Annotated in this window: 26 protein-coding genes and 6 pseudogenes; 13 read left to right on the top strand and 19 right to left on the bottom strand. The window is 68.7% G+C overall.

The features are described 5' to 3' along the window. From Ari01nite_RS41865 to Ari01nite_RS41830, 9 genes and pseudogenes are all read right to left on the bottom strand, one after another. The coding region (locus Ari01nite_RS41865; protein WP_203789223.1) for a hypothetical protein at nt 1–217 on the bottom strand (217 nt) is incomplete at its 3' end. A gap of 116 nt (nt 218–333) precedes the next feature. Next, on the bottom strand, nt 334–819 hold the full coding sequence (locus Ari01nite_RS41860; protein WP_203789221.1) for a hemerythrin domain-containing protein: 486 nt from the start codon (nt 817–819) through the stop codon (nt 334–336). Next, nucleotides 812–2,065 carry an MFS transporter gene (locus Ari01nite_RS41855; RefSeq protein WP_203789219.1) on the bottom strand — a complete coding sequence of 418 codons (1,254 nt, stop codon included), beginning with the start codon at nt 2,063–2,065 and terminating at the stop codon, nt 812–814. Before Ari01nite_RS41855 ends, Ari01nite_RS41860 begins: the two co-directional genes overlap by 8 nt. 346 nt (nt 2,066–2,411) lie before the next feature. Continuing rightward, nucleotides 2,412–2,813 (bottom strand): DNA-binding transcriptional response regulator, encoded by a 402-nt coding sequence (locus tag Ari01nite_RS41850; RefSeq protein WP_203789217.1) that lies wholly within the window; start codon nt 2,811–2,813, stop codon nt 2,412–2,414. A gap of 32 nt (nt 2,814–2,845) precedes the next feature. Then, the gene (locus tag Ari01nite_RS51520) at nt 2,846–3,283 is read right to left on the bottom strand and encodes a recombinase zinc ribbon domain-containing protein (RefSeq protein ID WP_369076781.1); all 438 of its coding nucleotides are present in this window, start codon (nt 3,281–3,283) and stop codon (nt 2,846–2,848) included. A gap of 76 nt (nt 3,284–3,359) precedes the next feature. After that, nucleotides 3,360–3,677, bottom strand: a pseudogene (locus Ari01nite_RS51515) (recombinase family protein); the annotation flags it as partial. A 148-nt stretch (nt 3,678–3,825) separates the two neighbouring features. Next, nucleotides 3,826–4,527 carry an adenylate kinase gene (locus tag Ari01nite_RS41840; RefSeq protein WP_203789213.1) on the bottom strand — a complete coding sequence of 234 codons (702 nt, stop codon included), beginning with the start codon at nt 4,525–4,527 and terminating at the stop codon, nt 3,826–3,828. After that, entirely contained in the window at nt 4,524–6,296 is a 1,773-nt protein-coding gene (locus tag Ari01nite_RS41835; protein WP_203789211.1) for a SulP family inorganic anion transporter, read from the bottom strand. Before Ari01nite_RS41835 ends, Ari01nite_RS41840 begins: the two co-directional genes overlap by 4 nt. Then, nucleotides 6,293–6,631, bottom strand: coding sequence for an ArsR/SmtB family transcription factor (locus Ari01nite_RS41830; protein ID WP_203789209.1), 339 nt, complete (start codon nt 6,629–6,631; stop codon nt 6,293–6,295). The genes Ari01nite_RS41835 and Ari01nite_RS41830 overlap by 4 nt, the downstream gene beginning before the upstream one ends. Nucleotides 6,632–6,867: 236 nt before the next feature. Between Ari01nite_RS41830 and Ari01nite_RS41825 the strand changes: the two genes are divergently transcribed. Further along, the gene (locus Ari01nite_RS41825) at nt 6,868–7,023 is read left to right on the top strand and encodes a hypothetical protein (RefSeq protein ID WP_203789207.1); all 156 of its coding nucleotides are present in this window, start codon (nt 6,868–6,870) and stop codon (nt 7,021–7,023) included. A gap of 573 nt (nt 7,024–7,596) precedes the next feature. Here the strand turns inward: Ari01nite_RS41825 and Ari01nite_RS41820 are convergent. After that, complete coding sequence (locus tag Ari01nite_RS41820) at nt 7,597–10,980, bottom strand: tetratricopeptide repeat protein (RefSeq protein WP_203789205.1); 3,384 nt, start codon at nt 10,978–10,980, stop codon at nt 7,597–7,599. A 529-nt stretch (nt 10,981–11,509) separates the two neighbouring features. Between Ari01nite_RS41820 and Ari01nite_RS41815 the strand changes: the two genes are divergently transcribed. Both Ari01nite_RS41815 and Ari01nite_RS41810 read left to right on the top strand, forming a co-directional pair. Further along, nucleotides 11,510–11,683, top strand: coding sequence for a hypothetical protein (locus Ari01nite_RS41815; RefSeq protein ID WP_203789203.1), 174 nt, complete (start codon nt 11,510–11,512; stop codon nt 11,681–11,683). Next, nucleotides 11,665–11,850 (top strand): helix-turn-helix domain-containing protein, encoded by a 186-nt coding sequence (locus Ari01nite_RS41810; RefSeq protein ID WP_203789201.1) that lies wholly within the window; start codon nt 11,665–11,667, stop codon nt 11,848–11,850. The genes Ari01nite_RS41815 and Ari01nite_RS41810 overlap by 19 nt, the downstream gene beginning before the upstream one ends. 66 nt (nt 11,851–11,916) lie before the next feature. On the opposite strand, the gene Ari01nite_RS41805 is transcribed toward Ari01nite_RS41810, so the two are convergent. After that, nucleotides 11,917–12,984: an integrase core domain-containing protein gene (locus Ari01nite_RS41805; RefSeq protein WP_203789199.1), complete on the bottom strand. Its 1,068-nt coding sequence runs from the start codon at nt 12,982–12,984 to the stop codon at nt 11,917–11,919. Nucleotides 12,985–13,079: 95 nt separating this feature from the next. On the opposite strand from Ari01nite_RS41805, the gene Ari01nite_RS41800 reads away from it, so the two are divergent. From Ari01nite_RS41800 to Ari01nite_RS41790, 3 genes and pseudogenes are all read left to right on the top strand, one after another. Next, nucleotides 13,080–13,505, top strand: coding sequence for a Rossmann-fold NAD(P)-binding domain-containing protein (locus Ari01nite_RS41800; protein WP_203789197.1), 426 nt, complete (start codon nt 13,080–13,082; stop codon nt 13,503–13,505). Nucleotides 13,506–13,567: 62 nt separating this feature from the next. Then, nucleotides 13,568–13,873 (top strand): annotated as a pseudogene (locus tag Ari01nite_RS41795) (family 65 glycosyl hydrolase); the annotation flags it as partial. Nucleotides 13,874–14,137: 264 nt separating this feature from the next. After that, complete coding sequence (locus Ari01nite_RS41790) at nt 14,138–15,046, top strand: universal stress protein (RefSeq protein WP_203789195.1); 909 nt, start codon at nt 14,138–14,140, stop codon at nt 15,044–15,046. Nucleotides 15,047–15,229: 183 nt separating this feature from the next. Here Ari01nite_RS41790 and Ari01nite_RS41785 read toward each other — a convergent pair whose 3' ends face one another. Next, nucleotides 15,230–16,138 (bottom strand): universal stress protein, encoded by a 909-nt coding sequence (locus tag Ari01nite_RS41785; protein ID WP_203789193.1) that lies wholly within the window; start codon nt 16,136–16,138, stop codon nt 15,230–15,232. A 163-nt stretch (nt 16,139–16,301) separates the two neighbouring features. Beyond that, complete coding sequence (locus Ari01nite_RS41780) at nt 16,302–16,652, bottom strand: TraR/DksA family transcriptional regulator (protein ID WP_203789191.1); 351 nt, start codon at nt 16,650–16,652, stop codon at nt 16,302–16,304. A gap of 1,055 nt (nt 16,653–17,707) precedes the next feature. On the opposite strand from Ari01nite_RS41780, the gene Ari01nite_RS51820 reads away from it, so the two are divergent. From Ari01nite_RS51820 to Ari01nite_RS51505, 4 genes and pseudogenes are all read left to right on the top strand, one after another. Further along, nucleotides 17,708–17,815, top strand: a complete 108-nt coding sequence (locus tag Ari01nite_RS51820) for a TraR/DksA C4-type zinc finger protein (protein WP_498371179.1) — start codon at nt 17,708–17,710, stop codon at nt 17,813–17,815. Nucleotides 17,816–17,891: 76 nt separating this feature from the next. After that, nucleotides 17,892–18,794 carry a rod shape-determining protein gene (locus Ari01nite_RS41775; protein ID WP_203789189.1) on the top strand — a complete coding sequence of 301 codons (903 nt, stop codon included), beginning with the start codon at nt 17,892–17,894 and terminating at the stop codon, nt 18,792–18,794. Then, a pseudogene (locus Ari01nite_RS51510) lies at nt 18,736–19,086 on the top strand (glycoside hydrolase family 15 protein); the annotation flags it as partial. The gene Ari01nite_RS41775 and the pseudogene Ari01nite_RS51510, both read left to right, overlap by 59 nt. Nucleotides 19,087–19,112: 26 nt before the next feature. Continuing rightward, nucleotides 19,113–19,403: pseudogene (locus Ari01nite_RS51505) on the top strand (hypothetical protein); the annotation flags it as partial. Here Ari01nite_RS51505 and Ari01nite_RS41760 read toward each other — a convergent pair. The 5 genes and pseudogenes from Ari01nite_RS41760 to Ari01nite_RS51745 all read right to left on the bottom strand — a co-directional run. After that, nucleotides 19,285–19,566, bottom strand: a complete 282-nt coding sequence (locus tag Ari01nite_RS41760) for a hypothetical protein (protein WP_203789239.1) — start codon at nt 19,564–19,566, stop codon at nt 19,285–19,287. The pseudogene Ari01nite_RS51505 and the gene Ari01nite_RS41760 sit on opposite strands and share 119 nt — an antisense overlap. An 88-nt stretch (nt 19,567–19,654) precedes the next feature. Beyond that, nucleotides 19,655–20,377 (bottom strand): annotated as a pseudogene (locus tag Ari01nite_RS51500) (V-type ATPase subunit); the annotation flags it as partial. Then, a complete protein-coding gene (locus Ari01nite_RS41750; RefSeq protein ID WP_203789187.1) occupies nt 20,377–20,595 on the bottom strand; it encodes a hypothetical protein in 219 nt (72 codons plus the stop codon). The pseudogene Ari01nite_RS51500 and the gene Ari01nite_RS41750, both read right to left, overlap by 1 nt. A 168-nt stretch (nt 20,596–20,763) precedes the next feature. After that, entirely contained in the window at nt 20,764–20,997 is a 234-nt protein-coding gene (locus Ari01nite_RS41745; RefSeq protein WP_203789184.1) for a hypothetical protein, read from the bottom strand. Nucleotides 20,998–21,031: 34 nt separating this feature from the next. After that, nucleotides 21,032–21,203: pseudogene (locus tag Ari01nite_RS51745) on the bottom strand (IS1380 family transposase); the annotation flags it as partial. Nucleotides 21,204–21,515: 312 nt separating this feature from the next. On the opposite strand from Ari01nite_RS51745, the gene Ari01nite_RS41740 reads away from it, so the two are divergent. The 3 genes from Ari01nite_RS41740 (at nt 21,516) to Ari01nite_RS41730 (ending at nt 23,628) form a co-directional block, all read left to right on the top strand. Beyond that, nucleotides 21,516–22,028, top strand: coding sequence for an RNA polymerase sigma factor (locus Ari01nite_RS41740; protein ID WP_203789182.1), 513 nt, complete (start codon nt 21,516–21,518; stop codon nt 22,026–22,028). 361 nt (nt 22,029–22,389) lie between these two features. Next, complete coding sequence (locus tag Ari01nite_RS41735) at nt 22,390–23,214, top strand: IS5 family transposase (RefSeq protein ID WP_203789180.1); 825 nt, start codon at nt 22,390–22,392, stop codon at nt 23,212–23,214. A gap of 6 nt (nt 23,215–23,220) precedes the next feature. Then, on the top strand, nt 23,221–23,628 hold the full coding sequence (locus Ari01nite_RS41730) for a hypothetical protein (RefSeq protein WP_203789177.1): 408 nt from the start codon (nt 23,221–23,223) through the stop codon (nt 23,626–23,628). Nucleotides 23,629–24,075: 447 nt separating this feature from the next. Here Ari01nite_RS41730 and Ari01nite_RS41725 read toward each other — a convergent pair whose 3' ends face one another. Continuing rightward, nucleotides 24,076–25,143, bottom strand: coding sequence for an IS110 family RNA-guided transposase (locus tag Ari01nite_RS41725; RefSeq protein ID WP_203789175.1), 1,068 nt, complete (start codon nt 25,141–25,143; stop codon nt 24,076–24,078). Nucleotides 25,144–25,328 lie beyond the last annotated feature (185 nt).

Genomic DNA, 25,328 nt, shown 5'->3' with positions numbered 1-25,328 from the left:
CCCCGTGCGTCGAGCGCACCACCTTGTCGTGCGCCCACCGGTCGCGGTAGAACACGTCCGCCTGCCGGCCGCCGATCTGATACAGCGAGCGATGGTCCGGCGACACCTCGGCGCGGGTGAAGAACCGGCGGGTGCCGACCAGTGCCTGGGTCAGCGGATCGTCGAGCCCGGCCCCTGCGGATGGAGAGCCGGAGGTTCGTTGCGGAGTGCTGACCATGTCCATCCTCCCGCACCGCCGTGTGGCGGTTGTCGAGACGTCCTGGCGATCTTCACATTAGCGATACCTTGGGCGATACGCAGCGATTGCGTACTGCAAACATCTGTCTGACCACGTCACGGCGCCGATGTCGCCTCCGGTGCGGCGAGCAGGCTGCCGACTCGGGCGCGGACGGCGTTGACGCCGTCCCAGTCGGATCCGCTGAGGCTGGTCAGTGCCGCGGGGAAGACGCCGTCCTGCTCTTTGAGGATGTGCTCGCGCAACACCTCGAGGGTGGTGATCAGCCGGTCGGGCCAGCCTGGGTCGGCCGGGGTGCCGTCGGCCGCCGCGCCGAGCACCGCCTCGACCTGACGGTGTTCCAGCTCCAGCGTGGCGACGTGTTCGGGGAATTCTGCGGCCAGCAGCGGGAACAGGCCCTGTTCTTCCACCGCTGTGTGCGGTGCCAGAACGGCGGCTATCCGGCGGGCCAGACCCGCCATCCGGTCGGTGTCGCCGGCAGTGTGCGCGACTCGGACGTCGCCGATCAACGCGACCACGTGATCGTGTTCGCGGGTCAGGTCACCGATGGCGGTGACCGCCTGGCAGCCGCAGTATTCACACATGCGCGGTCTGCCCCGATGACCCGGCCGCTGTCGACCGGCGAGCCACGGAGAACACGTCCAGCAGCAGCGCGGCGAGCGCCACCATTGCGAGCAGTACCAGCCCGAGGGCGTAGTCGCCGTACTGGCCGTAGATGACACCCATCACCAGCGGCGGCACGAACCCGCCCAGCCCGCCGGCCGCGCCGACCACCCCGGTGACCGAGCCGACCTGCTGCGCCGGCGCCATCTGGGCGACCAACGCGAACGTGGCGCCGCTGCCCGCACCCAGCGCGGCAGCCATGCTCAAGAACGCGATCGTGCCGACCGGCGCCAGCCCGGGGGTGAACGACTGCACCACCGCGCCGGCCACCACGACCGCCAGCGCGGCACCCAATACTTTCGTGGCGGCGAACCGGTCCGACAGCCAGCCCCCCACCGGCCGCATGATCACCGCGAGCACCACGAAACCGGCCATCCTGTTCGCCGCGTCCGCCTGGGTCAGCCCGTACGCGGTCTTCAGATACGACGGCAGGTACACCGAGAACGCCACGTAGCCGCCGAACGCGACCGCGTACAGCGCGGATGCCTGCCAGGTGATCCGCAGCCGCAGAGCTGAGGCGAGCCGCGACGTCAGCGGCGCTGTGGGCACCGTCCGGCCGGGCGCGTCCCGCAGCAGCAGATAAGCCACCATCGCGTATACCGCCAACACGACCGCGGTCAGCACGAACGGTGTCGCCGTGCCCCCCGCGTCCACCAGCTTCACCGTGGTCAGCGCGCTGATCGCCGTCCCGCCCATGCCGGCTCCGAAGACACCGACGGCGGTACCCCGCCGCTGCGGCGGGAACCATGCACTGATGAACGGCACACCCACCGCGAACGCGGTGCCGCCGATACCCAGGAAGAAGCCGCCGGCCAGCAGCGCTGTCAGCGAACCCTGCCCGAACAGGCCGAGGAAGAGCACCGGCACGATCGTGGCCACCGACACCAGCGGGAACATGATCCGCCCGCCGAACCGGTCGGTCAGCGCACCCACCGGAATCCGGCCCACCGAACCCACGACCACCGGCACCGCCACCAGCAACGCCTGCTGAAACGAACTCAACTGCAACGCCGTCGCGAACTTCACCGCCAACGGACTCAGCAACGCCCACGCCCAGAAATTCACCGCGAAACCGACGGTCGCCAGGGCCAACATCAACCCCGGACTACCGGCGCCCCCCTCCCGGCCGGCCCCAGCTGGGGCCACCGGCTGCCGCGATGCGCTCATCGACATCTCCACTGTTTGGTCGGGCCCGGCAGACGGGCCGCAGCTCAGGAAAACAGGTCCGATCAATCACGCGGCCCTCGACCAGAATTCCCGTCCGGGCCGGCCTGCAACAGGGACTTTGTACCCGATCCGGCAGGACCCATCCCCTGCTCTTCGCCGGCCGGCATGGTCGTTGCCAACAAGCCCGACGCCGAGCGGGGCTGGTACTTCGTGCCCGCGACGGCAGGACATCGACGTCAATCTCGTCGGGTGTGCCCGATCGCAGGCACGCCTTAGCACCGAGCTGACTAAGCATTCTCGTCAGCGCCACCTCGCAGCAAGCGCTGCGCAAGTGGGCGAAACGGGATCACCCGCAGGCCACCCAGTCGCCGGTCACCAGTTGTCGCGCTGCCGTGCGTACTGCGGAAGCAGGCTTGTGAGGAGGTTGCCCAGCATGTCGGGGGTCGACGGGCTTCTCGACGTACGGTGCGTCCGAGCGCACCAGCCCGGAGCTGAGGGCAATGTGCCGGGGAATGCCGCTCGCATACACGATCTTGGTCGACGGGTATGCAGCACTCAGGACGCGGGCAAGCTGGCCGGCGGCCTCGCCGGGTAGCGACAGGTCCGTGACCAAGGCGTCGATGCCGCGTTCCTGCTGCTGGCACACCGGCATTGCGGTCGCGGTGCTCGACGCCGTAACGCCCGAAAGCCGCGCACCTGAAAATGTGTGAGCCATCGTGGCCTGCACGTCGATGTCGTCATCGACCACTAGAATCACCGGCTGAGACAACCCGGACAAACTCACCACCCCCGTGCAGGCCAGATTAGTGCCTCCACGCTGCAGCGGCGCACGGGTTGATCAGATGGCGAACTCAGAGGACGTCTGACTAACGAAGTTTGCGTGTTATGAGGTTTTAGCACTCCAGCCCCACTTTCAGGTTCGGAGTCTGCGCTGGTAGTGGCTGGTTTGGGCGCGGTATTGATGGCGGCGTCGCCACCATGACCACTGCCAGATATGATCTTGGTGTGGATCGTGGTGATCTGGTGTGCCAGGAGACGCTCGGCGGTGAGCGTCGACAGCAGCAACTGGGCCACCACGGTGTCGATGGTCGACGCGGCCACCGAGCGGCAGCGTTGGCTGCGGGCGGCGTCGCGGTGACCCATGCAGTCGTAGTAGGCCACCTGGTCGCGGCCCTGATAGCGGGTGCCGACCCGGTGACCGCAGTGACCGCAGCTGATGATGCCCTGACACAGGCGGCGACCCTTCCCGCGGCGGGCGGGCGCCGGCGTTGGTGCGGTTCGCGGCCAGCTTCGTCTCGATGTCCAGGTACTGCTGCCAGGTGAGGTAACCCTCGTGGTGGTCGTGGATGAGGACCTGCCACTGATCCCGCGGCAGCACCCGACTCGAGGTCTTCACCGTCCCGTCAGGACGGACCGTGCGCACGATGCGGTGCTGACCGTAGGCGTAGGCACCCGCGTAGGCGGGATTGGACAGCACCCCCAGCGCCCGGCCGTGAGTCAGCTTGCCCCAGCGCAGCTGCCCGGCCCATACCCCGCCGTAGGCGCGCAGCGGGAACTTACGCCCGGTGAACGCCTGCACCACCCCGTAAGCCGATCCGGTCCTGGCGAACATGGTCAGGAACACCTCGGGCCCCGCGATGCTCACGTGGACAGCGGTGACGCCGTCCACTCCGGCCGTGCGGGCTCCGGCAGAGGGCGGTTGCCGCAGGTGCCGGGCCGAGCGGTGATCGGCTGCCGGCCTCTCGTCCGGCGGGCCGTTGTCAGTGGCGGCCGGGATCGGTGTGCCGGCGCGTGGACAGCGCTGCATAAGCGGCTCTGGCCGGCGTGGTGGCCGAGATGGTGGCCTGGTGCGTGCGCTGTGTGCCACCGGTGCCGGCAAGGCTGATGTCGGGCATGCCGAGTTGCTGGCGTGCCTGGTCGAGGCGGCGGATCGCGGCTTCGGTGACGTGCGACACCGGCTGGTCTCCGTCGATGGTGATCAGTGTTTCGCGGTGGGTGTAGTAGGCCAGTAGTGGGCCTGCGGCCTCGTCGAACACGTCGAGCCGGTGACTGATGACCTGTTCGGTGTCGTCGGTGCGGCCGGTCTGGGCGCCGCGGGCGAGCAGCCGGCGGATCAATTCGGCGCGTCCGGCTTTGAGGTAGAGCGCGATACGCACGGCGGCGCCGAGGGGCTCGGCGACGCGGTAGGCGGCTTCGGCTTGGGCGACGGTGCGCGGGAAGCCGTCGAGGACGTAACCGCCGCGGCGGCTGGCGGCCTCGACGGGTTTGCGCAGGATGTCCATGACGATGTGGTCGGGCACGAGGTCCCCGCGCTGCATGCATTGTTCGACGGTGCGCCCGATGGTGGTGCGCTCGGCGACATGGCGGCGCAGCAGGTCGCCGCTGGAGACGTGCTCGATGCCGTAGTGGCCGGCGATCCGCACCGACTGGGTGCCTTTGCCGCAACCGGGCGGGCCGATCATGAGTACTCGCATGGCTGTTCTCCGTGGGTTCGGGGGGACGCGTCGAGGGGCGGGGTGGTACGCGGGCTGCGGGAGGCGCCGGCGGGGTCATGCTGACGGGGCAGGGTGTGCATCAGGTGTGTCCGCGCGTACTTGATCGCGGTGGGGGTGTCGGGAAAGACCTGTCCGTCGCGGCGCAGCTGCTCGGCGACGCCGAGGGTGCTCAGGACCTGTTCGTGGTCGGGGGCGATGCCGGACAGCAGCACGGTGATGCCGCGTCGTTGCAGCCGGGTGATGGCGGCGCCGAGCACGTGCGCGCCGGTCGCGTCAATGGTGGACACCCGTGACATGCGCAGGATGATCACCCGGACGTCGGCGACCTCGGTCAGTTCGAGTAGGAAGTGGTGGGCGGCGCCGAAGAACAGCGGCCCGTCGAGGCGGTACGCCACGATGTGTTCGGTGAGCAACTGGTGTTCCTCGGCGGAGTGGTCGCCGGCCTCGAGGGGGACCTGCTGCAGCCGGGCGGTGCGGGCGACGGCGCGCAGGGCGAGGACGACGGCCACGCCCATGCCGACGGCGACCGCGGTGACCAGGTCCATCGCGACGGTCACGGTGAACGTCAGCGCGAGGACCAGGGCATCGCCGCGGCTCGAGCGCGCCAGGGCGAGCAGGGCGCTGGCCTCGACCATGCGCACGGTGGTGGCCAGCAGCACCCCGGCCAGCGCCGCGAGGGGGATCCGCCCGACCAGTGGCGCGGCCACCAGCACGATCACGGCCAGGGCGATGGCATGGGTCAGGGCGGCCAGTTTCGAGCCGGCGCCGGCTCGCACGTTGACGGCGGTGCGGGCGATCGCCGCCGTGGCGGGGATCCCGCCGAACACCGGCGTGACGAGATTTGCCAGGCCTTGTCCGAACAGCTCGCGGTCCGGGTCGTGCTGCTCGTTGACGCTCATCGCGTCGGCCACGGTGGCCGACAGCAGGCTCTCCAGCGCGGCCAGGGCCGCGACGGCCAGCGCCGAGGGCACCAGCGCGCCGACGGCGTGAAGATTGAGGAAATCCAATGACGGGGTGGGCAACCCGACCGGCAACGCGCCGATGCGGGCTAGCGACAGGGGCGCCAGCTGGGCGAGACCCGTGGCGGCCGCCACCGCGATCAGGGAAAACGGCAGGCCCGGGCGCCACCGGGCGCCGAGCAGCATCACCGCGGCCACACCCAGCGCGACCGCGATCGGGGCAGGGTGCGGATCGGCGGCGAACCGGACGGCGGCGTCGGCGGCCACCGCCCACACCTTCTCGCCGTGCGCGCCGGTGACCCCGAGCGCGGCCGGGATCTGCTGCAGGGCGATCACCACGGCGATGCCGGCGGTGAAGCCCTCGATCACCGGGGTCGGCAGGTAGCGCACGTAACGGCCGAGGCGGGCCAGCGCCAAGCCGATCAGCACGATCCCGGCCATGACGCCGACCATCAGCACCCCGCTCGCGCCGAACTTGGCGATCACCGGCACCAGCACCACGGTCATCGCCCCGGTCGGCCCGGACACCTGCAGGTTCGACCCGCCGAAGATCGCTGCGACCGCGCCGGCGATCACGGCGGTGACCAGCCCCGCCTGGGCGCCGAGGCCGGAGGTAACCCCGAACGCCAGCGCCAGCGGCAAAGCCACCACCGCCACCGTCAACCCGGCCACCAGGTCCCGGCGTGGGCTACGGCGTACCGCCGCCCAGTCCGCACGCTGCGGTAGCAGCCCACCCAGCCGTACCGTGGCGATGCGGGCGGCGGTGGCAGCACTCACCGCTCACGTCCGTCGGCCTGCAGCTGCACCAACAACCCATCCCGGTCGGCCAACACCGAGCCGAGGATGCGGCGGCCGGCGGCCAACAGGTCCGCCACGTCCGGCGTGCTCAACGCATACATCACCGACGCGCCCTCACGGCTGGACTCCACCAGCCCCGCCCGGCGTAACACCGCCAGCTGCTGCGACAGGTTCGACGCCTCCACCTCGATCTCCAGCAGCAGATCACGCACCGGCTTCGGGCCGTCCTGCAACAACTCCAGCACCCGAATCCGCACGGGATGGCCCAACGTGCGGAACAACTCCGCCTTCGCCTGATACAACGGCACCGACACGCCATCACCACCCCATCACGCCCGCCACCAGCCTTGATGCCAACTTTATCAGTTGCAAAAGTCTTCAAGTCGTGGATGTGGCGACTGTCATGGCAACTGATGACACATGCCGACCCGGGAGCCCAGCGGGAGCCAGGAGCCCCACATCAACTGCTTAGCGATGTTTTTGCGCTCTACCGGCGGGCCAACGTTGGTACCCCGAGCCGCCGGGAATCAGCCGACAGTTGAATGAGCCGATGCCGCAGCACCTCGTCGGCGGCTTCATCGCCGTGGTCAAGGCGAGGGATCACCGCGGCGGTGCCGACCTGCTGGGCATGCTCGGCGTGGGCCTGCTCGATGGCGTCCGGTATGCCTGGGCGCCTCGTACGCGGCGAGGGCCCGGTAGATGCTGACCACGCTCGGGTTGCGGCCCTTGCGCTTGCCGATTGGGATGATCGGGTCGGGCTGGATCTGCTCGACGGTCTCGCCGTTGGCGCGGCTGCGCAGCACGATATACAGCATGTCGCCGGTGATGACCGGCGTCCGGCCGCCTGCTAGCCCCAACGCCGCTCAGTTAGGGCGGGTGGCAGGTCAGCGGCTATGGCTAGCCGCCCCCGTGGGGAGCAGGTTTGGGATGTATCCGGCCATCGAGATTGACCTGCACCTCGCCGACGTTTACCCAGCTCAAGCACCAAGTTACGCTGCGTCTGGGTACGCGTTTCGGAGCCTCCATAGGGGGCACGAACCTGCTCCCCTACCAGGGCTGGACCGACAGGACCTGGAACGCACCCCGTGGGTGACGTTCCGCGGAACCTCGAGGTGAGCGCCCGGCAACGGCTCACAGAGGGCGACAGGAAGCGGTACGCCCTACCACCCGGCGCAACAGCCGAATCTTCAGACACTGCTCTCGAGGGAAGCGAGCCTGCCCGCGACACGTGGAACGGTTGGCTCTGTTCGCGAGTTACTTACGCTCAGCACCATTCGGGTTATCGGCCGTTGCCGGTCCGCCGCGACTGTTGCTGTTGCGTTCTGCCGCGCAGATCGGCCATGCGCAGCAGGGCCCACGGGTCCCCGGAGTCGGCGGCGGCCCGTGTGAACCTGATCGCTTCATCGATGCGGCCCTTCTCGACCAGTAGATCAGCCAACAACCAGGCGCGATATGAATCGCCTGCTTTGAAGCGGGCCTGGATGAACCCGATCGCCTCCTCAATGCGGCCCTGCCCGGCCAGCAGTTTGGCCAACCGGTGGGCGGCGTCGATGTCTCCGGCGTTTGCGGCGGCTCGCCAGAATTCCACTGCCTCGTCGACGCGACCCTGCCTGACCAGCAGGTCGGTCAAGCGGCGCGCGGCCCATTGGTGGCCGGCGTTTGCGGCGGCTCGCCAGAATTCCACTGCCTCGTCGACGCGGCCCTGGCCGACCAGTAGATCCGTCAACCGCTCGGCGGCGTACCAGTTGCCGACTTCGGCGCTATCGCGCCAGACGACGATGGCCTCCTCGATGCGGCCCTGCGTGACGAGCAGATCAGCGCTTTGCCTCACTAGCAGATCTGCGTATCGCTTGGCAGCGTACCGGTCGCCGGCGTCGGCGTGATCCCGCCAAAGGTCGATCGCCTCGTCGATGCGCCCGTGTTCGGTCAGCAGATCGGTCAAGTCGTCGGCGGCCCGACGGTTGCCGGCCTGGACGCGGGCTCGCAAGAAGTCGACTGCCTCGTCGATGCGGCCCTGGAGGACCAGCAGAGCAGTCAACCGCCAGGATGCCTTCTGGCTGGTGATACCTCGGTGGTCGTCGCCCGCGATGGCCCGCCAGAAGTCGATCGCCTCGTCGATGCGGCCCTGTGCGACCAGTAGATCACCCAGCTGTTCGCTGGCGTACTCGCTGCCGGCTGCGCAGTCCCGCCAAAGGTCGATCGCCTCGTCGATGCGGCCCTGCTCGGCCAGCAGGGCGGCCAGCTTTTCTTCGGCCCAGTAGTCACCGGCATCAACGCGAGCCCGCCTCAAGTTGATCGCGTCGTCGATGCGGCCTTGCCCGAGCAGCAGACCGACCAAGTGGGTGGTGCCCAGCCCCAGCCAGTCGTCGCGATCAATGCTGGCCTGCATGAAACTGATCGCCTCCTCCACCCTGCCCTGGCCAACCAGCAGATCAGCTATTTTCCGGGCAGCGCGCCCGTCATCGCCGGCCCGCCAGAGTTCGATCGCCTCGTCGATGCGGCCCTGCTCGACCAGCAGATCCGCCAACAGCTCCTTCGCGTACGAATCGCCCGCATCGGCACGGCTCTGGAGATGCTGGAGACGTGGGGACTGTGCGAGGTGGTCTTCGAGAATGGCGTGCCGGTACTGGTAAATAGTGCCGGTTTTACGAAGTATGCCATTCTGGTATGCGTGGGCGAGAAACCGTTGTAGCCGCCAAGGCAGCCTGCCTTGAAGGGCCAGCCGGGCGTGGGTGAGCCGGTATTGGATCAAAGCCCAGCCTCCAGCGGTAAGGCCGGCGACAGTGCCATAGACAAGCCCGGCGGTGACCCCGATCCGGCCGGCAGGAGCATTGTTGAACGCGGCTGCCACGGTGAACAGGATGCCGCTGGCGAGAGCCTCACGGAGCGTCGCCGCGGCGATGACACGGCGCTGGTGAGCCAGTTCCCTGGTCGGGCGCGACTTTGCTGGTGGAGGTGGGTTCCAGGCCGGTAGGAGTCCGGCCAGCACGAGGTACGCAAGGCCGGCGTAGAGGGCGACGGCCCATTGAGTGGTGATCAGTGCGACGGCGGTCGTGCTACAGAAGGCATAGGCCGTCAGCAGACCGTGTCGGTTGAGACGGCGTCGCCCGGCTTCCGAGTACGCGGTGCGGATGTAAGGCGGATAGCCGTCTGGCCAGAGCGGTCTGAGCCGGCCGGAGGCAGCAACCGTGACGACGGTGATCCCCGTGAGGGCCGGCCGTGCCACACCGATCCCGGCTGCCACCCCGGCCAGGCCGGCCACAACCGTCGCCATCGCTACCGGCGCGACCATGGTCAACGCTTTGGCGCGGACGGTGCGGATCGTCAACAGGTCGGGTTTGAGGTGCCACCAATGCCAATCCCGGGTACCGACTGTTTGCAGTTGGTAAGCCAGGCATTCCAGCCACCGGCGGCGCTGGGCGCGATCGCGATCGGCATACGGGGCGGCCACAAACGCATCCATCAACCGGCCGGTAACCTGCGCCTGTGTATCCAGCTCGAGCAGTTCAGCCGGGCGGCTGCCGGGCGACAGGTAGGCGGTCCGAGCCAACGACACCATCAATGGGGTGGCAAATGACGCGACCAGCGGATCATCGTCCGCGCCCCGATCGGGGCGCCCGGTGACCGCTGCCCTGAGGCGGGCGAGGACCGGCTCCCAGCGCGGCTGGGCGAGTTTCGGATGGGAGAGGTAGGCGATCGCCGCCTCGATGTCGACCGGTGCCAGCTCGATCACCGCGGCGGTGGTCAAGATCGTCTCGGTGACCGCGACGGCATCCTCGTACTCGCTGGTCCGGCACGTCACCACCAACGGCCGGTCCGCTGCCGCGTACTTGTCCAACTGGGCCAGGGCCGTACCGATCGAGGTGGCGGGTAGTTCGTCCAGACCGTCGAGCACGGGCAGCACCCGCCGATGCCTGACCAACCGGCCGGCCACTTGGCGGGGTTCACCGAACGCCCCCAGCACCTCGGGATAGTCCTCGGCCAGTCGGCGGGCTACGAACACACCAACAGGTTCCGCCGGATCCCACGTGTTGATCGCCAGTAAGACCGGCACTGGCTCGCCGGGCGCGCGAGTACGGATCAAGCCCAGGGTGAGCAACAATGCGAACACGCTCTTGCCCGCGCCGGGCTCACCCAAGACGACGAGGTTCCTCCGGGGCAGGCTGCGAAACGCGTCGACGATCTCGTGGTTGATCCGCGGCGCCTGTTCGCCCTGTACAGGTTGCGTCTCGTCAGTGGCGGGAGGAAGGTCGGTGTGCCCTCGCAGCGCATCCTCCGGCCACTGCCGATTCCCGTGAGCGGGCCACACCTCCTGCCGAGACGCCGCCGGCCGGCCGGTCGGAGACCAAGCCACACGCAACGGCGCCGGCCTCGACACCTCCCTCCGCACGGCTTCATCCGACCACTGGTCTGTCAGCGCGGCTGCCAAATGAGCGACCGCATGATCATCCACATCGGCCGCGGGCGGTGTCCGAGCCGGCAATAGCCAGCCGACCCCGAGTGACCCGGCCGCGACCAGCGCAGTTACCGTCCACACCGCCGGTGTCCACCACCGCCACGACTCCGGCGGGTGCACCGTGCCTGTGGCCATGTTGCCCACCAACGCGAACACCAGACCCAACCCGAGGGCCAGCATCGACCAGCGCCGCATCCGGTGCTTCATCTCGGCCCCTCCTGCGATCCGCGGCACGCGCATCGACGAACATAGCGTGACGAGCCGGACCCCGCCGGCCACTCGGCAATCGCTCCGCCGGATCCCGTGCCCGACCACCGAGGTTCAGCAAGACCGATCGTGCCGCCAGGCCCGCCGACGCACCCACCAACGCAGGCGGGACAGGACCGCTGAGGTCACCGCAGTGTCGGCAGACACGCTGTCCGGTGATCCGATATTCCTATATCGGCAGTTCAGCCGCTATGGCCACCCGCCCTTGAGGGGAGCAGGTTTGGGATGTATCCGGCCATCGAGATAGACCTGCACCTCGACCGTATCTACGCAGGTCAGCGACACCGTCTCGCTGCCCTTGGGGGCGCGTTTCGGATCCTCAACGCACGGCACCAACCTGCTCCCCCTCGACGCCCGAGCTGTCAAGCACCGGGCGATCAGCTGCCGCGAGAAATCCGTCAACTGGGCGTGGGCAAGTCAGCGGGCATTCGACCCGCCCGCCGAACCGTGTTGGTCTAGATTTGCCCGAGTGGGTGGCGATGACGTCGAGCGGGCCATTACGCGGCTCGCCGACGATGCGGTGTCGCTGACTCTCGATCAGCGGCTGCGGATCGCGGCGCTGCTGGCACAACCGGCACAGCCGGAGGTGACCCCCGACCTCGGGCCGGCCGCCGACGCACACCGATGGAGGCCGTCGTACTGACCGTCGAGGAGACCGCCGAGCTGTTGAAGGTCGGCAGGACCACGATCTACGACCTGATCAAAGGCGGGCTGCCCGACAGCATCATGATCGGGCGGCTACGCCGGATCCGCTATACCGATGTCATCACCTACCTCAAGCAAACGGCCGCGCGAGAAAGCAAGCAGTAAGCGGCCACGGCCTGGCACTCGGGGATGCCGACCACGACGCTTCGCGTGTGGGGCTCGCAAAGTCGATTACGCTGCCTGCGCGTATTCGTTGATCAACCCGTCGAGGACGGGACGGCGGTCGACCTTGGCGGCGGCCGTCAACTCGGCGACGTCCGAACGCGGCTCGGGTGGCCGTTGGCCCAGCGAGCGGTGGGGCCGATGTTCGTTGTAGTGCCTTGTGTAGTTGGCCAGGACGGCAGTCAGGTGCCGTTCGCCGACAATGAGCATCCGGTCGGTGCACTCCCGCCGAACGGTGCCCACCCAGCGTTCGGCGAACGCGTTCGCACGCGGAGCCTGCGGCGGCGTTCGGATCACCTCGATGCCGGCCGCCGTGAACACCGTGTCGAAGACCGCGGTGAACTTTGCGTCGCGGTCGCGTAGCAGGAACCGCACCGAGTCAGCCCGCTCGTTGAGATCCATCAGCAGGTTCCGCGCCTGCTGGGCAACCCAGGCGCCGGTGGGGTGAGCTGTCACGCCGGCGACGTGCACCCGCCGGGTGGCGACCTCCAGGAAGAACAGCACGTAGACCCGTTTGAGGAACACCGTGTCGACGGTGAAGAAGTCGCACGCCAGCATGGCGTGGGCCTGGGTGGTCAAGAACTGCTGCCAGGTGGGTCCCGTCCGGCGCGGTGCTGGGTCGACGCCGGCCTGGTGCAAGATCTTCCAGACCGTGCTGGCGGCGATCTTGTGGCCCAGGCCGACCAGCTCGCCCTGGATCCGACGATGCCCCCAGGCGGGGTTCTCCCTGGCGAGGCGCAGCACCAGCTCGCGGATGTGCCGGGCGATCGGCGGCCGTCCGGGTGTGGCGTGTGGGTAGGTCCAGTGCCGGGCGATCAGCTGGCGGTGCCAGCGCAGCAGCGTCGCCGGCGTGACGAAGAAGATCGGCCAGCGTGGCCGGGGTAGCAGCCGCGACAGGGCGGCCAGCACGACCCGGTCGGCGGGCTCGAGCTTCGGGCGGTGTACCTGCCGGCGGAGCACCGCGACCTGATGGCGCAAGACGAGCAGTTCGACGTCCTTGGCGCCGTCGTCTCGGGCGAGCTGGGTCAACATCTGCAGTAGCTGGCGCAGTACCAGGTACACCAACGAGGCGGTCACGACCCCGTAGCCTGACAGCCGCCGGGAGTCCCACGCTGCACGGACGCGCACGTCAGACTGCTGAAACGAGTTTGCGAGCCCTACAGGATCTGCTGGTGCTCGGCGGCGGCAAAGCCGGCAAATCGCTGGCGATCGACCGCGTCCTCGACCTGTTCGCCCGGCGGGGAGACGACGCGACGGAGGTTAAGGAGCGGATCAGGGAGACTGTGACGTACTCCAACATCTCGATCATCGAGGGCATCGGCGCCAGCCAGTACGGTATCGGGGCGGTGACCGCGCGCGTAGCCGAGGCGATCGTTCGCGACGAGCACGCGATCCTCCCGGTGGCGTCCCACCACGACGAGTACGGCACGACGATCTCGTTGCCATCCGTGATCGGCCGCCTCGGCGTTGAGCGCGTCATGTGCCCTGAGCTGACCGATGACGAGCGCGCCGAACTCGAGGAGTCCGCACAAGTGCTGCGCGATGCCGCACAGACAGCGTTGGATTCTCTCAACGACAGCCGACCTGCTCCAGGCTGAGCCGGCATCGGTGTGGAGGTGGACATGCCCGGCGATGACCTCGCAGACACCGGAGCCGCCACATGATCGGCGACGCCACGTTTGCGGCCGAGCGGCGGCAGGTCCGGGAGCCGGCGCTCGATCTGGATCGACTCCGCCAGACCGAGTCCGTGTTCGCCTTGGCCAATGGGCACATCGGGCTACGCGCCAACTTGGACGAGGGTGAGCCGCACGTTATCGCTGGCACGTATCTGAACTCGTACTCCGAACAGCGGCCGCTGCCGTACCCGGAGGGCGGCTACGGTTACCCGGAACAGGGCCAGACCGTCGTCAACGTCATCGACGGCAAGCTCATCCGGCTGCTGGTCGACGACGAGCCGTTCCACGTGGCGTGCGACGGCACCGACGCGCGGCTACCGATCCTGCTGTACGACGAAGCGTCGAGCTGACCGCCGGCGGCCCGGTGCAGCGCCTCGTCGTGACGCTCAAACCGCTGCTCCCATCGCCGGAGCAGCCACCGGGCTACACACCGGAACGCGCCGGGCCGACCAGCCGCAGCAGATCCACGAACGGCCCGGCACCGTAGGGCACCGTGGACGCGGAGCCGTAACCGATGTTCCTGTACTCATCGCGAAATCGGAAGGGTGATCCACGTGGCGGTGGCCAGTGTGGTGGTGGGCGTCGACAGCTCGCCGGAGTCCGACGAGGCCCTGACCTGGGCGCTCGAGGAAGGACGGCTACGAAATCTGCCGGTGCGTGTGGTCAACGTCTGGCACCCGACCGATGACCCACAGGAGATTGAGCGCCTCATGGAGCTGCAGTCAGTGGTGCAGCTGCGCGCAGGCCTCGTGGACGAGGTCGCGTCCAGCGTGCGCGCGGTCGTCGAACAGGCGCAGGCCACGGACGTCGCGGTGACCTCCGAGGTGCTGTATGGCCACCCGGTCCGGGAACTGATCCGCACGGCGGACACCGACTCGCTGCTGGTCGTGGGCTCCCGCGGGCGGGGCAGCCTCACCGGTTCCATCCTGGGATCGGTCAGCCAGGGCTGCGCGCAGTACGCGAACGGTCACGTGGTCGTCGTCCGCGGACGCCGGCCGGACCCCGCGGCCGGACGGGTGTTAGTCGGCGTCGACGGGTCCTCCACATCGGTGCAGGCACTGCGCTTCGCCGACCAGGAAGCACGCGCCCGCGGGGCCGCACTTCAGGTGGTGCATGCGTGGACACTGCCGTACCTCGGATTCGCCGGACGATCCGGAAGCCTCCCGCAGGACGCCATCGACGAGTTCGCCGCACGCGCGGGCGAGACACTCCGCGACAGCATGCGGCGCGGGTCGATCGACGCCACGCGGCCCGACGTGGAGATGTGGCTGGTCGAGGGGCTGCCGAACCTCTCTCTGCTGCAGGCGGCCGGAAACGCGGACCTACTGGTCGTCGGATCACGCGGATACGGCGGATGGAAAGGCCTCCTGATGGGTTCGGTGTCCGCGCAATGCGTCACCCAGGCGCCCTGCCCGGTGGCCGTGGTCCGCGGCGGAGACGACAACCCGACCAACGCCCCGTGACGTGGGGAGCCGACGGCCTCGATCCGCACGCGCCGGCCATTCCGAAATGCTTTTCGGCGGTACTTTGGCTTCCCGATGTACGAGGTCGCCGATGCCCTGCGAAGGACGCCGCAGTTCGCACCGCCTTCGCCGGTGGCCGGCAATCATGCGCCCGGGCTCGCCCGTTCCGCTGACCTCGTCGCGTCAGGCTACATCCGGTGACGTGGTGTGCGGCACGACCATGATCGGTCGGTGGGCGTGGTGCAAGGTCGCCACGGCAACGCTGCCGAGCAGGATCTCGCGTACGGTGGATCGTCCGCGCGAGCCCACCACTATCAGCGCGGCCTGACTGCGCCGCGCATGGCGAGCCAAGGTATCAGCCGTGGTCCGCGCACTCGCGGCGCGGCCGCCTTCGGATGCCAACGAGATCACCTCATGGCCGCTGGTGATGGCCGTGTGCGCGGCTTCCTGATCGACGCTGGCCAGGTGCACTTCCCGAGTCGGAAACAGCTGTGCCACTGCGGTGAGTGCCGCCTGCGCACCGGCGGAGCCATCCCATCCGACAACGACGGGCCCGTTGATCACCGCTGCCCGCTCCGCTATCAGCAGCGGGTGGGGCACGACGAGCACTGGTCGTGATGCGTAGTGCACGACCATGTCGGAGACGCTTCCCAGCATCGCTTTGGCGCCGTGCAGCCCGCGAGAACCGACCAGTGCCACGTCCGGGTTGAGCTTTTCGATGAGCTGGGTGAACTGCAGGCCCTCCCCGCCGTAGGCATGTTCGACCAGGGCCTCGGCGTCCCATCCGGCGGCGACCGCGAGCGTGACACCCATCGCGGCCAGCCGACTCGCCTCCCCTGCTCCTTCTCGCTCGATGGCCTCGACGAACTCGTTGATGGCCGCGGTGTCTTTCCACAACCGTCGGCGAAGTCCCTCGCTTGCGAACGGTGGTGTCCAGAGGTGACCGATCCAGGCGTGCGCCCTGGGCAACAGGGACGCGCCGACCTCGATCGCGGCGCTGGCCGGCAATGATCCGTCGTAGCCGACGAGGATCCGGGTGACCTCCGCACGCCCGGTCGTCGACGCTGGGTTCTGTTGTACGGTGCTGGTCATTTGCCGGGCTCCTTATCCTCGATGTGACGGTACGGGCGTCCTATCCCGGCGAATGAAGCCTTTAATCGCGGAGCGACGGCACCAAGGCCTCCGGCGCGGCCAGGCCGTCGTGGACGATCCGCCGATATTGCATGGCACGCCGTCCGGCCTATCCTCACCGGTGCTACGTCCACCGGCGCCGACCGATGTGCGGGCGGCACCGGGTGCAGTAGCGGGCATCGGGCATGGCGCGTAGGCGGCCAAGGGGAATCGACTGGTGACAGTTTTCGCAGAGGCCGTAGGTGCCCTCGGCCATACGTTGCAGCGCCCGTGCTGCGTCGCGGATAGCCTGCCGGGAGGCAGTGGCGAGAACGTCGAGCGTGTGCTGGTCTTCACCGCCGTCCGGGAGCCCTTCAGATACGGCCAGTTCGGCAAGCCGGGCGGTGTGCAGAGCGAATTGTTCCGCGAGCATGCCGCGCAGCAGCTCCAGGGGTTCGTCCGCCACGGCTTCGGTTTGGTGAATCGCGACGGTCATCGGTGTCCTCCAAGGTGTTCGGCGCGCCCATCGTTGTCAGGCGCAGTAGCGACGTGGCGGCCCGGCCGGCGCCGTTGAGCACCGCCGTGCGCGGGGCGCGGCACAATTCACGCCGACGCCGGGCCGGGGCATGCCGCGGAGCCACGCAGCTCGTCGATGTGGCGCCCGACGATGTCGGCGATCAGGTCAACAGCCGCTCCGCGGCAAGATCACCGGTCCAGGTCGCCGGGAGCGGGCCGTTGCCCGCTCGCAGGGTCTTTGCGTTGCTCTACTGCCATTGTCTCCGAGGATCTGCGGCTTGACAGCGGGAGAAGCCGGCGAAGAACACGCCGGGCCCATTGCCGACGCCTGGCAAGTTGATCGTCGATAACACCGGCCGGGCGACGTGGATCCAGTATTCCTGGGGCAGCTTCACGCAGACCCAGATGATCGCCGCCGTCGTGATCCACGATGTGGTCCGGCGGTGGGCCGGACCCCACCGTAGCAGCGTCGCCGTCGCCACGCTGCCGAGCAGGATCTCCCGACCGCGCGCATCGACCGGTCCTGGTGGTACCGGGTGACCGCTCCGCGTAGCGGGCCTCACAGGGCGCCGAACAGTCGTGCGCACCGGGCCCCTCGCAGCCGGTTTCTCAGGTTGCCTGTTGCCGGGCACCGGAAGGGTTACCGCCGGTTGTTCTGCCCGTGACGGCTCCTGCGCTTACCCGACCAGTCCCGCACGCTTGACACAGCGGTTCCGCAGGTGAGGAGGCACATGATGGCGACGCGAGCGGTGACCTCCAGCCCCACCGTCGATGCCAGATTCTCCCGACCGGGTCGCGCGGGCACGCCGCTGCGCCGCGGAGGGTCGGACCCTACGCCACGGGTGTTCGCCGACCGGCGCCGCGATGCCGTTGCCCTGACCTGGGACCTGACGGTCCATCAGCTGTATCAGGCGTTCGGGCGGTGCGTGGCCGCGCCGTCGACCGAGCCGCCAGACGACGCCCGGTCGCAGGAGTTGGCGCGGACTCGCGTCGGCGCGATATGCCGTCGACGACATCCAAGCCGCGCTCAGTCGCATGGCCCGCGGCACATACGGCAGGTGCCAACAGCGCGGCCGCGGCATCACCGCTGATCGTCTGCAGGCATCACCAACCGCTCGCTGTTGTGCCACCTGCCAGGTGTAACAGACCCCCGGTCTCGCGCACGCCGCTGGGCGCGGCGAGACCGTCCTATCCGAGCGTCCGTAGAAATGAGGTCGGCATGTCCGTGTCCACCACGGTGGTCTCCGGCCAGCAACCCTCAAGCGGCCCGGCGGGCGCGGCGCTCGCCGATACCCGGGCGAGCGCCGATGCCTCACCCACCGCGATAGCCGTCAGCCTCGGCAGCGGCCGAACCCATGTGTGGGTGGCCGGCCGCGGCGGCGTGAATTGTCCGAGCGGCGACACCGTCGGCACCTCCCACGCACCGGTACGCCGGGGACGCGTCGCCGACAGATCCGGCTGCATCGATGTGCTGGCAGGGCTGATCCGCCGGTACCGCGACGCGATCCCGGCCGGCCCGGTCGTGGTTGTCTGCCGGCCGGTGCTGGCCACCGCGACGGAGCAGGACATGCTGCGCCAGGTCGCCGCGGCAGTGTTCGCCCCGTCGCGGGTCCTGTTCATCGACACCGTACGTGCGGCGGCCATCGGCGCCGGCGCCGCCGCGGGCAGCCTCATCATCGCCGACATCGGCGCCGAAATCGTCGAGGTAGCGGCGCTGCGGCACGGCAGAGTCCTGGCGGCGCGTCGCACGGACATCGGCACCCGCGACCTCAAACGCGGTGCACCCACCGATGTCCTCGCTCACACCACCATCCGGATGATCGACGAACTGCGCCAGGACCCGGCCGTCGAGACGCTGGTCCCCGCAGCGTTGACCCGCGGACTCATGGTGGTGGGCGACGGCGCCATGACTCCCAGCCTGATGGTGAAGATCGCCGCGAACCTCCGGATCCCGGTGCGGTCTGCGGTCGCACCATGGACCGCCGCGCTCAACGGCGCCGGACTCGCCGCCATGTCCGCAGCCCGTCACCCGGCGACCCGGGCGCCAGCCCGAAGCGCTCCAGCTGTTCCAGACGCTGCTCGAGCACGCCAGCCCGCTCGGCCTCTACGCCGAAGAAATTGACCCCGCGACCGGCGCCCACCTCGGCAACTACCCGCAGACGCTGACCCACGCCGCACTCATTCAAGCCGCCCTCGCCATCCGAGACGCCGGTTCGCCGTTGCATCGCGGCGCCGTCCGGCAGTGCAACCGGCAGCGTCGCAAAGTGGTGCAAACTCACCTGCTGCGGGTACTCGCGCTGGTCGCGATGGAGCCACCGGCCGGCGCCACTGGCGATGAACTGCGGGACAGGAAGGCCGAGGTGTTCGCGGCGATACCCGCGGCCGATCCACGGCACTACGTGCGCGGGCAGTACGACGGGTACATCGACGTGCCCGGCGTCGCGGCGGCTCGGGTACCGAGACGTTCGTCGCGTTGTGTTTGGAGGTTGACAACTGGCGGTGGTCCGGGGTGCCGATCTTCCTGCGAGCGGGCAAGGCGCTGCCGGAGCGGGTCACCGAGGTCCGGCTGGTGCTGCGCCGAACGCCGCGTGTCGTCAGAACGAGCAGGCGGCTCATCTCGGCTCCTGGGGCCAGACCAGCTCGACGCGCACGAGTTCGGGTGCGATGCCGCGCACGGCTGCCTCCCCGAGCAGGCGCAGGTTCCGGGCTTCGACCTCGATGGCAGTGGTGAAGGCGAGCGGGATGTCGATTCCGAGCGGATCTCCGGTGACGAACAGCGCGGTCGTGTCGGCGATGGCGGCGCGCTCGAACGTGCGTTGCAGAGCGTGCAGGTCGCTGGTCGCCGCCCATCGTTCGAGCGCGGCCCGCCATGTCCCTCCGGCGAGCCGGCCCACGGTCGCGACGACCGCTGCCGGCGTAGGCGGCGGCCACGACCGCTGCCAGGGTCGCGGCCGGGATCGTGCCGCCGGCGAGCGTCAAGTCCGCCGCGGGTACGGTGCCCTGAGCGCCGGACGCGATCGCGTCGCGTAGCCGCAGGGCGTCGACCAGGTTGTGCTCGTCGATCTCCCGCTGGCCGAACCGGAGCAGGGTAGCGGCGTCCCTTCCCGCCGAGGCGAGCCGGTCGGCCAGGCGTGCCGCGTGGTCGACGGCGACGTGCCGCTCCAGTGCGGCCAAATCGCCGGTGCGTTCGTACTCGCCCAACGCGGTACGCAGCACATCGGCCTGTTCGCGATCGGGCGTCCGCTGAGCGAGCAGGTCGACGACACCGGTGATCTCCCGCGGGCGCAGAATCTCGCTGACCAGCGGTTCGACGAGCCAGCCGACCGGCACGAACGCGTCCGGTGCGTCGTCGACCGGTGTCTGCGGGCGTGCCCCCGCGCGCAGCACCGAGATGACGTTCTGGATGTCGAAACGGGAGAGCAGGGCATCGACCAGATTCCGGGCGGGCCCGGAGTAGAAGCAGCGCATCTCCTCCAGCGAGGTGGCCAGCCGCGACCGGATCGCCAGGTGGAGGCGCTGGAGTCCGCCGGCTGGCCCCGCCGCCTCGCCGCGCGGCGCGTACGGCGTGTCCGCGAGCGCGTTGAGCAGACCGTCGATGTCCGTTCCGAGTAGGTTTTGGTAGGCGGCGTTGTCGAGCAGTTCACCCTTGCGGGCGTGCAGCCGGGTGTTGCCGTAGTCGAAATCGGCGCGGCGGGTCCCTAACATCAGACGTCCGCCGGTTCTGTTGGCAGGCCCGTGTCCCGCCGCCGGCCGAACCGTCCACGCAGTTCGAGGTCTGCGTTGGCAAGGCGCTCCTCGAGGGTGTTGCGGATGGTCCGGCCGTCGTCACCGGCCAGTTCCAATCCTCCCCAGGTGTCGAGGACGGCGACCACGCGCAGGTCACCGGCCATGGACGTCGCGAGGTCGGCGTCGTGCGGGTCCACATGCAGCTCGCGGGCGTCCGGCAGTGCCGCGCGGCTTTCGTCGAGAAGTGCTCTGAACAGCGGCGGATAGGCGGCGGATCCGCGCAGTCCGGAGAGTTTTTCGCGGACCCGGTCGAGTAGCGATCTGTACGCCTGTTCGCTGGTGTCGAGCAGCAGCGCCTGCCGGCGCTAGTGCACGGTCAGGTAGCGCAGGCCGCCGACGCCGGCGGTGAAGCCTCGGCGCGTGCGACGTGGCAGCCACAGCAGGACACCGGGTGTGAGCTCGACCGTGCCGAGTTCGGTCGCCAGTTTGCCACTGCCGGCCAGGACGTGGATGAGAACGTCGAGGTCCGGTCCGGTGTGGGCGTCGATAGCCCGACCCGGCGGCAGCGCGATGACGTTCGAGTCGAGGTCCCGGCTCACGGTCCTGGAGCTCCACACCGACCAGGCCCCGGCCCCGGCCCCGGTCTTGGACCGGGTACACGCCACTCCGCGTCAACACGGCCACAGCGCCCAGGTCAGACCGGCCCGATCCGCGAGCGTCCGCAGTAACGCAGCGCGACATGCGACACCACACCCGTTCCGTCCGCGGTGACCCGCAGATCCTTCGACCACGCCGTAGACAGCACGCCGGAAATGCGCCCTTGGAGAGAAACCTGTAGTTGTCGCAATCACAGGTTTCCCCTGCCAGAGAGGCACTTTCGTCTATTTGCACGCGGGTCGGACCACAAGCTAATGATCACTGTGAATCACCCACGCTGGCTCGCCGCATTGCCGACTGTCCGTGGCGGTGATGGTCGGATGAGTGGAGGGTCGGCGTTCGTCGCTCGTTCGGGGCGACCCCTACTGTGCGTGTCGGTGATGTCGTAACGTATTCGGGTGGCGTGAGCCCCGTGCTCGCGTTTTGTCGCTCCAGACCCCGGCGGCGCACGTGTGTCCTCATGCGCATTCCGGGGGTCTTGGTGTCAGCGTCGACTCGTCGCAGTGCTCTGCCTTCGTCCGCCCGCCTGCCGGAGTCCGCGCCGCCCGGCCCGCCTGACGGTCCGGACCGGCTGCGATGGCTGATCCGACGGATCGCCGACGATGATCGTGACGCGTTCGTCGAGCTCTTCGACTGGTGTTCAGGTGAGGTGACGCGCCGTTTGCGCCGTCAGATGTCGGACCCAGATCGGGCTGCGGCCATTCTCGCGGGCACCTTCGTCGAGGTGTGGTGGCTCGCCGGCTGCCATGTCGATCCGGACACTGATGTCATCGCGTGGATCGAAGAGATCGCCCAGCGGCGCGTCGCGGATAGCCGGCCAGACGCTGCGTCCTCAGCGTGTCCTGCCGTGCCCGGTTTGGGTTTACTCGGCGTTCGATGGTCGCAGTGCGTCGAGGTGGAACTCGCCGGGTTACTCGGTCGACATCTCTCGCCACCGGCAGGAAGCCCTCACGATGAGGATCCGTGCTGGTGACCTTGAAGATCACAGCGCATCCACCGCCACGAAGTACAGTCCGGGCAGGCGGCTGGTCTCGAGTTGCTCCACCATTCACGCTGTCGGTCGCGATCGTTCACCACACCCTACGGAGGGTCGCTTCAGACTGCGACGGTCTGCCTCTGCTCTGCGACGCTCGGTTCGCGCATCAACAGATGCGAAGCTCACCTGCGACGCGATCGTCGTTTCGCCTTTGCCCGGCGCGGTGACTTGGGACCGCCTTGAGCACCGCAGCGCTCAGAGGGCGGTTTGTGAGCTTTCCGTAGTTCGTCATCGCTCGATGTCGTGACCTTTGAGCTGTGCCGATGCCCGACTGGCAGGCGCGTGGGTTGAGCTGGTCATGGGCGAACGCAAGGCGTATCCCAGTGATCTCACCGACGAGCAATGGGCGGTGGTCGGCCCGTTCCTGGACGCCTGGAAGGCCCGGCATCCGTCGGTGTCGGGGCATCAGGGCCGCTATGAGCTGCGGGAGATCGTGAACTCGATCTTCTATCAGAACCGGACCGGTTGTCAGTGGGCGTATCTGCCGCATGACCTGCCGCCGAAGTCCGCGACCTATTACTACTTCGCGTTGTGGCGTGACGACGGCACCGACCAGGCCATCCACGATCTGCTGCGCTGTCAGGCACGGGAAAAGGCAGGCCGCCGGGAGGATCCGTCCGCGGTCGTGCTGGACACCCAGTCGGTCCGCGCCGCCAACCACGTCCCGGCCGCGACGACCGGTAACGACGCCGGTAAGAAGGTCCACGGCCGTAAACGCGGGCTGGCCGTCGACGCGCTCGGGTTGATCATCGCGGTGGTGGTGACCGCCGCGAGCGTGACCGACACCGTGATCGGCGTCCGCCTGCTGGACAAGGTCGTCGAGTACACCCCGACCGTCACCCGGGCGTGGGTGGACGCCGGGTTCAAGCACGATCTGGGCATCCACGGCGCGCTGCTGGGCGTCGATGTCGAGGTGGTCAGGCGATCCGACACCACGCGCGGATTCGTGCCGATCGCGAAGCGGTGGGTGGTCGAACAGGTCAACGGCACGTTGATGCTGCACCGCCGCCTGGCCCGTGAGTACGAGAGCCGCCCCGAATCGTCGGTGTCACGCACCCTGTGGGCCTCAGCAGCCAACCTCGTGCGCCGGCTGACCGGCACCAGCACACCGTCCTGGCGGTGAGCCGGCGTGAACACCGCGACCATTCTCGACCTGATCGCCGCCCGCGAAGCCGCCGCCAGCACTGCCCGCGACGAGTTACGCGAGCAGCAGGCCAAGCTCGCCGCCGAGGTGGCCGCCATCGAGTGCGAGCTGGCCGACCTCGCGACCACCCGCCAGACACTGACCAAAATCCTCGAGAACGAGGTGACCGCACCCGAGCCGGCCGTCATCAGCGAGCCCTACCAGCAGATCCTCGCCGTGTTCACTGCCGACCGCGGCGCCCTGCGCGCAAAAGACGTCTGCCTTGCCTTGGGTATCGGCACCGAACCCAAGGACACCGAAGGCATCCGCGCCAAGCTGAAACGCCTGGTAAACCGGCAAATCCTAACCGAGAGCCAACCAGGCCTATTCATCCTCGCCGAGAAACCGGCATAACCCCACGGACCGCCCTTACCTGCATGCTTCCTCTTGTCTATAGGTAATTTTGTTCTGCTTTGGTGGGTTTAGGCAGAGAGTGAATCGCCTCGCGACTCGTTGGCGAGTTCCGGGTGGTTGGGGGCGAAGGTTTCGTTGTTGGTGGCGGCTCCAGTGGGTTGGGATGTTCGCTCGCTGGCGCTGCGGGTGTGTGGGGTGGCGGGGTGGCAGCCAGCCTTACCTATGGCCGTCGGACGGGATTGTCGTCCGCGACAAGATGATTGATCGGGTGGCCCCCTGCCGGGGTGCGGCCGCTCAGTCTCTCTTGGCCGTCCGCGTGGTTACCGCCTCCGTGGTGGGCGGTGGTGGCGCGGGCTGACAAGGGCGCGGGGGGAGCTGGCCGCGGTGGTTGCCCGTCATCGGTGACGTCGGGCTGCCGGTCCTCGCCGGCCGGTACGGTGCAGCGGTTCAGCGGGCGATGGTCGTGGGCGTCGGCGGCTGGGCGACGATGGTGAACGCGTCGTCACCCAGCTCGGTGAGCAGATGGGTGGCGTGCCGGACGATCCGGCGTGCTTGGGACAGGCAGGCCCGGTTCGCGTCGTACCGGTCCCGCACGGCGGTGTAGTAGTCGTGGCCGGGCGCGCACGCGCGGGCGGAGGTCTTCGCGGCCTCGAACAACAGCCACCGCAACACCGGCGGGCCCTGCCGCGACAGCCGGCCGGGGCTGCGTTTGCCGTCGGAGGAGTGCACGGTGATGTCCAGGCCGACGAACCGGACCGCCTTGCGCGAGGAGGAGAACCGGTCGGCACCACCGAGCCAGGCGCACAAGGCGAGGGAGCTCAGCGGCCCGACCCCGTAGATCTCGTGCATCAGCACCCGGGCGCCGTGGACGCCGCGGGCGGTGGACAGCAGCCGCCGGCGGAGCCGGTCGAGATGATCGGCAAGGGTGTCCATGAGGCCGAGCGCAGTGTTGACCTGCAACCTGCCGGAGACCGTCAGCTGCTCGTCCACGATCGCCTTGAGCCGGGCCCGGTCCCCGCGGACGATCCCGGCCTGCCCGGGCGCAGTCGTGCCCTGGTGGAAACAGACCGCCTGGATCCGTTGCGCCCACGCGGTGTGCTGACCGCGCAGGTCTTGGTAGAGCTCCAACATGGCCCGCCACTCCAGCACCTGCGTGGGTGGGATGTAACACTGCGGCAGCCGCCCGGACGCGAGTAGCTCCCGCAGCAGTTTCGCATCGGCCTTGTCGGTCTTGGCCCGCCGCTTACGGCCCCGCAACGCCGCTGTGTCCGCCGGCTCGGCCAGATGCGCGACCACCCCGGCCCGGGCCATCTCCTCGGCCACGTACCGCCAGCCGGTGCAGCCCTCGAACGCGAAGGCCACCTCGACCGTCGAATCGAACCGGGTCAGCCAGCCGGCCAGCCGCTCCCGGTCCGCCGGGACGATCCGCCCGCGTTCCCACTTCCCGTTCTGCTCGTCCACCCAATCGAAGGTCAACTGCTTCCGATAAATATCGACGCCACCTACGATCGACATAGGAGCCTCCTCACGCTCCGCGACACTCGATGTCCCACGCAGAAATCTGCGTCTGAGCTGAGGAGGCTTCCCCCAACACCTGTTCGTCAAGGCCACGAACGGGGGAAGCTCGACCCAACCCACCGACCGAACTCGGCCGATGCATGTCATCTCTCATGCCGACATGAGTCTGAGCATGTGTACGG

It is taken from the genome of Paractinoplanes rishiriensis, assembly GCF_016862375.1.
GTDB classification, from domain to species: Bacteria; Actinomycetota; Actinomycetes; order Mycobacteriales; family Micromonosporaceae; genus Actinoplanes; species Actinoplanes rishiriensis.
Note: the sequence above shows the minus strand (reverse complement) of the source record. Positions and strands in the feature narration are given on the sequence as shown.